This window comes from Cellulomonas sp. P4_B5_2, assembly GCF_056402235.1.
Window position 1 is genome coordinate 1 of sequence record NZ_JBFUHU010000208.1, and the last position, 6,616, is coordinate 6,616.

A 6,616-nucleotide genomic window follows, 5' to 3' on the forward strand; every position below is an offset into this window, starting at 1 on the left:
AGGTAGGCGCGGGGGTCGGGCCGCCGCGCGGCACTCACCAGCAGCACGTCCGCGGCCGCGACGAACTCCCGCGGGTAGTCGCCCACGCCGTCGTCGTCGTGCACGTCGCACCAGACGGGGACGCCGACGGCGCGCGCGGCCGCGAGCAGCGGGCGGCTGTGGTCGGCCAGGTCGAGCACGGCCGCATCGAGCCCGTCGAGGGAGGGGACAGACCCCGGCACGGGCGCCGGCAGCTCGAGGTAGAGCGAGACGCGTGAGCCGTCGTCGGCCATGAGGTTCACGTGCCGCTCGGTCCGCTCGACGGGCTGCACGACCAGCGACAGCCGGGGCTGCGCGAGCGCCTCGCGGACCAGACCGCCCTCTCGGTCGTCGCCGAGCGCGGTCCGCAGGGTGACGTCGACACCCAGCGCCGCGAGCGTGAGCGCCTTGCCGGCCGACGTGCCGCCGAGCCCGTCGTGGTGGCCGCTCGCGAAGAGCGTCTGCGACCGCGGTTCCGGGAGCGACGGGAGCCGGACGAGGGTGTTCCAGGACGCGGGGCCGTTGACCAGGACGCGAGGCACGCCGCCCACCCTAGGGGCGTTAGGGTGTGCCGACCTGCAAGTTGCTGCAACGAGTTGCGGCCCGCACCCGGTGGTGACGATGACGCACCTGCCCGCCCGCGCGACCGCCCTGCTCGGCGCCCTGCTGCTCCTGGCCGGGTGCAGCGGGCCGCCGGAGCCCGCAGCGGAAAGGACGCGCGACGTCGGCGTCCAGCTGTTCCAGTGGACCTGGGACGCCATCGCGACCGAGTGCACCGACAGCCTCGGCCCGGCCGGCTACGGGTGGGTGCTCACCAGCCCGCCGCAGGAGCACATCGTCGGCGAGGAGTGGTGGACCGCCTACCAGCCCGTGAGCTACCGGGTGGAGTCGCGTCTCGGCACCCGCGAGGAGTACACCGCCATGGTGGAGACCTGCCACGACGCCGGCGTGGACGTGTGGGCCGACGCGGTGGTCAACCACATGACCGGGCAGGAGACGCCCGGCACGGGCTGGGCGGGATCGTCGTACACGCACTACGACTACCCCGGCCTCTACACCGACGCCGACTTCCACCACTGCGGCCTGACCGCCAACGACGACATCGCCGTCTACCAGGACGCCACCCAGGTGCAGACCTGCGAGCTGGTCAACCTGGCCGACCTCGCCACGGAGACCGACCACGTGCGGTCGGCGGTCACCGCGTACCTGCAGGACCTGCTCTCGCTCGGCGTCGACGGCTTCCGCATCGACGCCGCGAAGCACATGCCGGCGCAGGACGTCGCCGCGATCGTCGCGGCGCTGCCCGAGGGGACGGGCATCGCCCAGGAGGTCATCCGCGGCAGCGGTGAGCCGATCACGCCCGAGCAGTACCTGGCCAACGGCTCGGTCTACGAGTTCGCGTGGGGCAAGGACGTGCAGGGCGTGCTGGCGAGCTCGCCCGGGCGGGCCCTCGACCTGGGCACCGCGTCCGGGTACGTGCCGTCCGACGACGCGGTGATCTTCGTGGACAACCACGACACCGAGCGCAACGGCTCGACGCTCAGCTACGCCGACGCCGAGGACTACGCGCTGGCCAACGTGCTCATGCTCGCCGGCACGTACGGCACGCCCGCGGTCTACACCGGGTACGCGTTCTCGGACCGTGACGCCGGACCTGCGCAGGATGCCGAGGGCGCGGTGCTCGACGCGTCGTGCGGCCCCGCTCCGGGTCCCGGCGCCGAGCTCGCGGACGGCGACTGGGTGTGCCAGCACCGCTGGCCCGCGATCGCCGGCATGGTCGGGTGGCGCTCCGTCGTCGGAGACTCACCCCGGGTCGACGTCTGGTCCGAGGGCCACGCCGTGGCGTTCGGCCGCGGTGAGCTCGGGTTCGTCGTCGTCAACTCCGGGGACGACGAGCTGCGCGCCGAGCTGCCGACGAGCCTGCCGGACGGCGACTACTGCGACGTCCTGGCGGCAGGGGACTGTGCCTCGTCGTCGGTGCAGGACGGCAGCCTCACCGTGAACGTCCCGCCGCGGACCGCGCAGGCGTGGGACGTGAGCTCCCGGCCCTGAGACGCAGAACGGCCCCGCCGGAGCGGGGCCGTCCCGGGCTGATCAGACCGCGAAGCGCGCCCAGACGGTCGCGTCGGACGGGACGAGCACGGTGCCGTCCCCGTCCACCGCATGGTCGACCGACGCCAGCAGCACGTCCGCGCCCGCGGGCAGGACGACGGGCTCGGTGCCGAGGTTGGCGACGACCAGCACGTCCCGGTTGACGAACGCGATCACGTCGTCGCCGAGGCCGTGCAGCCACTCCATGCCCCCGGAGCCGAGGCCCGACTCCCGGCGCAGCTGGAGCGCCGAGCGGTAGGTCTCGTACGTCGACCCGGGGACGCCGCGCTGGGCGTCGAGCGCGTACGACGCCCACTCCGCAGGCTGCGGGAGCCAGGTGACGCCGGTCGGGGAGAACCCGAAGCCGTCGGCGTCCGACGCCCACGGCAGCGGCACGCGACAGCCGTCGCGGCCGCGCTCGGCGCCGCCGGTCCGGAAGAACGCCGGGTCCTGGCGCAGGTCGTCGTCGAGCGAGGTGTGGTCCGGCAGGCCGAGCTCCTCGCCCTGGTACAGATACGCCGAGCCGGGCAGCCCGAGCATGAGCAGCGAGGCCGCGCGGGCCCGGCGCAGGCCGAGGGTGTGGTCGGGCTGCTCGTCGCCGTGCCCGATGCCGTTGGGGCGCGAGCCCGGCTCGGCCAGTCCGAGGCGCGACGCGTGGCGGACGACGTCGTGGTTGGACAGGACCCAGGTCGTCGGCGCGCCGACCGCGTCGGACGCGCGGTACGAGGCCTCGACGACCGTGCGCAGCGCCGGGGCGTCCCAGTGCGTGGCCAGGAACGCGAAGTTGAAGGCCTGCTGCATCTCGTCGGGCCGCACGTAGCGGGTCAGCCGGGACAGCGGCTCCACCCAGGCCTCGGCGACGAGCGCGCGGTCGCCGGGGTACTCGGCGAGCACCTTGTTCCAGGCGCGGTAGATGTCGTGCACGCCGTCCTGGTCGAACATCGGGCCCTGGTTGCCGGAGCCCGACACCGCCTCCGTGTCGTCAGACCCTTCGATCATCGACACGTGGCCGTCCCAGTCGGGCAGCCCGGGGGCCTTGACCATGCCGTGCGCGACGTCGATACGGAAGCCGTCCACCCCGCGGTCGAGCCAGAACCGCAGCACGTCCTCGAACTCGGAGCGGACCTCGGGGTGCCCCCAGTCGAGGTCCGGCTGCCGCGAGTCGAACAGGTGCAGGTACCACTCGCCGGGGGTGCCGTCGGGGTCGGTGGTCCGCGTCCAGGCCGGTCCGCCGAAGATCGACTGCCAGTTGTTGGGCGGCTCGGACCCGTCCACGCCCCGTCCGTCGCGGAACAGGTACCGGGCGCGCTCCGGGGAGCCCGGTCCGGCGGCGAGCGCGGCCTGGAACCACACGTGCTCGTCGGAGGTGTGGTTGGGCACCAGGTCGACGATCACGCGCAGGCCGAGGCGGTGCGCGCGCTCGAGCATGGCGTCGAAGTCGTCGAGCGTGCCGAACAGCGGGTCCACGTCGCGGTAGTCGGCGACGTCGTAGCCGGCGTCAGCCTGCGGGGACCGGTAGAACGGCGACAGCCAGACGGCGTCCACCCCGAGCTCGGCGAGGTGGTCCAGGCGCGAGGTGATACCGGGCAGGTCGCCGATGCCGTCGCCGGACGCGTCCGCGAACGAGCGCGGGTAGACCTGGTAGATCACGGCATCCCGCCACCACTCGCCGTCGGGCGATCCGGCGGTGTGCACCAGGGTGCGCAGGGGTCGGGTGTCGATCGTCGTCATGCGGGCATGCCTCACTTCGGGGTGTTCACAGGGGGAGGCGCCGTTGCCGATCAGAGGATCTGATCAGACTACGGCGGGAGCCTCAGCGGTCACAGCGACCGAGGTCAGGGTGGTTGATGAGCCAGTGGTTGAAGAGCCGGTGGGTGCGGCTCCGGTGGAGCCGCGGACGATGAGTTCGGGGTGGAACTTGAGCTCGGTGCGGGAGGCGGGGGTGCCGGTGATCTCGGCGACCAGGGCGGCGACGGCGGCGTGGCCCATGGCCAGGACGGGCTGGCGCACGGTGGTCAGGGGTGGGTCGGTGAACGCGATCAGGGGGGAGTCGTCGAAGCCGACGACGGACAGGTCGCCGGGCACGGTCAGTCCGCGGGAGCGGGCTCCGCGGATGGCGCCCAGGGCCATGAGGTCGGAGCCGCAGATGATGGCGGTGTGGCCGGAGTCGATGAGCTCCAGGGCGGCGGCTTGACCGCCCTCCACCGTGAACAGCGTGGTGACGACGTGGGGGTCGGGGTTGGTGATGCCCAGGTGGCGCTGCAGGTTCGCGGCGAACTCCACCCGTTTGCGGGCGGCCGGCACGAACCGCTCCGGGCCGATGGCCAGGCCGATCGAGCGGTGGCCGAGCGACACGAGGTGGCGGAAGGCGAGGTCGAGCGCCGCGGAGTCGTCGGTCGACACCGACGGTGCGTCGACGCCCTCGGCATGCCCGTTGACCAGCACGATCGGCATGCCGCTGCTGCGTAGCCGGTGGTAGCGCTCCTTGCTCGTGGAGGTGTCGGCGTGCAGGCCGGAGACGAACACGATGCCGTCGACGTTGTGCTCCAGGAGCATCTCGACGTACTGGTCCTCGGTGGTGCCGCCGGGGGACTGGGTGCACAGCAGGGGGGTGTAGCCGCGTTCGGTGAGCATGGTCTCGATGACCTGGGCGAAGGCGGGGAAGACGGGGTTGGACAGCTCGGGGACCACGAGGCCGACCAGGCCGGCGGAGCGGGTGCGCAGCTTCTCGGGTCGTTCGTAGCCCAGGACGTCCAGGGCGGCCAGSACRGCTTGGCGTGCYTGGGCGGACACGCCGTGCTTGCCGTTCAGGACCCGGGACACCGTGGCCGTGCTGACGCCGGCCTGCTCGGCCAGATCCGTCAGACGGGTACGCACGATGGGCACGCTGGGGGCCACGTCACTCCTTTGTCCGGGTCGCAACCGACGCGAGAAGTCACGGGGTCGTCCCCGAGTCACGCTTCTGCAACGGTTCGCTGCAACTTACCGTAACGACTTGCAGCCGATGAGACAACGAGGTTACCGTCACGGCATCACGCCAGCGCCGGTCGATCGTCGGGATCTGCCGAGCGGCATTCTCACGATCTAGGAGACTCACGATGCGACGGAGCATCCCCCTCACCGCTGCGGCCCTGGGCATCACGCTCGCCCTCGCCGCCTGCTCCGGGTCGGGCGACCCGGCTGACACGGAGACCAGCGCCGGTACCGAGGCGACGGCCTCCGGCACGCTGACGATGTGGGTGGACGACACCCGCATCAACGAGATGGAGCCGGTCGTCGCCGCCTTCACCGAGGAGACCGGCGTCGAGGTCGAGCTCGTGCAGAAGGCCTCGGGCGACATCGGCAAGGACTTCGTCGCGCAGGTCCCGACGGGCGAGGGCCCGGACATCATCGTCTCCGCGCACGACGGTCTCGGCGAGTGGGTCAACAACGGCGTCGTGGCTCCGATCGAGCTGGGCGACAAGGCGGCGGACTTCTCCGACTCCGCCATCGCCGGCGTCACCTACGACGGCAAGATCTACGGCACGCCGATCTCCATCGAGAACATCGCGCTGGTCCGCAACAACGCGCTCCTCACGGAGACCACCGCGACCACGTTCGACGAGCTGATCGCCCAGGCCAAGGGCACGGGCACCCCGTTCTCCGTGCTGATCCAGCAGGGCGAGGCGTCCGACCCGTACCACCTGTACCCGCTGCAGACCTCGTTCGGCGCCCCGGTGTTCGAGCAGTCGGCCGACGGCTCCTACACCGACACCCTCGCGCTCGGCGGCCCCGCCGGTGACGCGTTCGCCGCGTACCTGGCCAAGCTGGGCACCGACAAGGTGCTCGACCTCGCGATCGACGGCGACAAGGCCAAGCAGGCGTTCCTCGACGGCCAGGCGCCGTACATGATCACCGGCCCGTGGAACACCTCGGCGTTCGCCGAGGCGGGCATGGACATCTCCGTGCTCCCCGTCCCGAGCGCCGGCGGCCAGCCCGCCCAGCCGTTCGTCGGGGTCCAGGGCGTGTTCATCTCGGCCAAGTCGGAGAACCCGGTCCTCGCCAACGAGCTCGTCGTGAACTACCTGACCACAGAGGCCGCTCAGGACATGCTGTTCGCAGAGGGTGGCCGCATGCCGGCCAACGCCGCCTCCGCCGCCAAGGTCGAGGACCCGATCCTCAAGGGCTTCAACGAGGCCGGCTCGACCGGCGCTCCCATGCCGGCCATCCCGGCCATGAGCACCGTGTGGGCCTTCTGGGGCGCCACCGAGGCGCAGATCATCAGCGGCCAGGCCGAGCCTGCCGGTGCCTGGAACACGATGGTGACCAACATCCAGGACGCCGTCGACAAGGTCTGACGGTCCAGGACGTCCCGTCGGGTGGCGCGCAGCCGCCCGGCGGGATGTCCTTGCCCTCGCCGCACCGTCGCGGCGATCCCTGCAGCAGTGACCCGCGTCCCGGAGGACCCGCATGACCGACCAGCAGACCGTGGCGCCCCCCGCCCCTCCGGAGGAACCCGGCGTCCNGG

General features: G+C 72.1%; 4 protein-coding genes and 2 pseudogenes (1 of these 6 cut by a window edge). 3 read left to right on the forward strand and 3 right to left on the reverse strand.

The window, feature by feature from the left end; genetic code table 11:
- Nucleotides 1-560: pseudogene (locus AC1DUQ_RS14885) on the reverse strand (carbohydrate kinase family protein); the annotation flags it as partial.
- 79 nt (nucleotides 561-639) lie between these two features.
- On the opposite strand from AC1DUQ_RS14885, the gene AC1DUQ_RS14890 reads away from it, so the two are divergent.
- Nucleotides 640-2,070 carry an alpha-amylase gene (locus tag AC1DUQ_RS14890; RefSeq protein ID WP_477062446.1) on the forward strand — a complete coding sequence of 477 codons (1,431 nt, stop codon included), beginning with the start codon at nucleotides 640-642 and terminating at the stop codon, nucleotides 2,068-2,070.
- 42 nt (nucleotides 2,071-2,112) lie between these two features.
- Here AC1DUQ_RS14890 and AC1DUQ_RS14895 read toward each other — a convergent pair whose 3' ends face one another.
- On the reverse strand, nucleotides 2,113-3,840 hold the full coding sequence (locus AC1DUQ_RS14895; protein ID WP_477062447.1) for a glycoside hydrolase family 13 protein: 1,728 nt from the start codon (nucleotides 3,838-3,840) through the stop codon (nucleotides 2,113-2,115).
- A 63-nt stretch (nucleotides 3,841-3,903) separates the two neighbouring features.
- Nucleotides 3,904-4,986, reverse strand: coding sequence for a LacI family DNA-binding transcriptional regulator (locus AC1DUQ_RS14900; protein ID WP_477074049.1), 1,083 nt, complete (start codon nucleotides 4,984-4,986; stop codon nucleotides 3,904-3,906).
- A gap of 221 nt (nucleotides 4,987-5,207) precedes the next feature.
- On the opposite strand from AC1DUQ_RS14900, the gene AC1DUQ_RS14905 reads away from it, so the two are divergent.
- Both AC1DUQ_RS14905 and AC1DUQ_RS14910 read left to right on the forward strand, forming a co-directional pair.
- Nucleotides 5,208-6,446, forward strand: coding sequence for a sugar ABC transporter substrate-binding protein (locus AC1DUQ_RS14905; RefSeq protein WP_477063169.1), 1,239 nt, complete (start codon nucleotides 5,208-5,210; stop codon nucleotides 6,444-6,446).
- Between the two features lie 112 nt (nucleotides 6,447-6,558).
- Nucleotides 6,559-6,616: pseudogene (locus tag AC1DUQ_RS14910) on the forward strand (ABC transporter permease subunit); it runs 1,547 nt beyond the window's last position.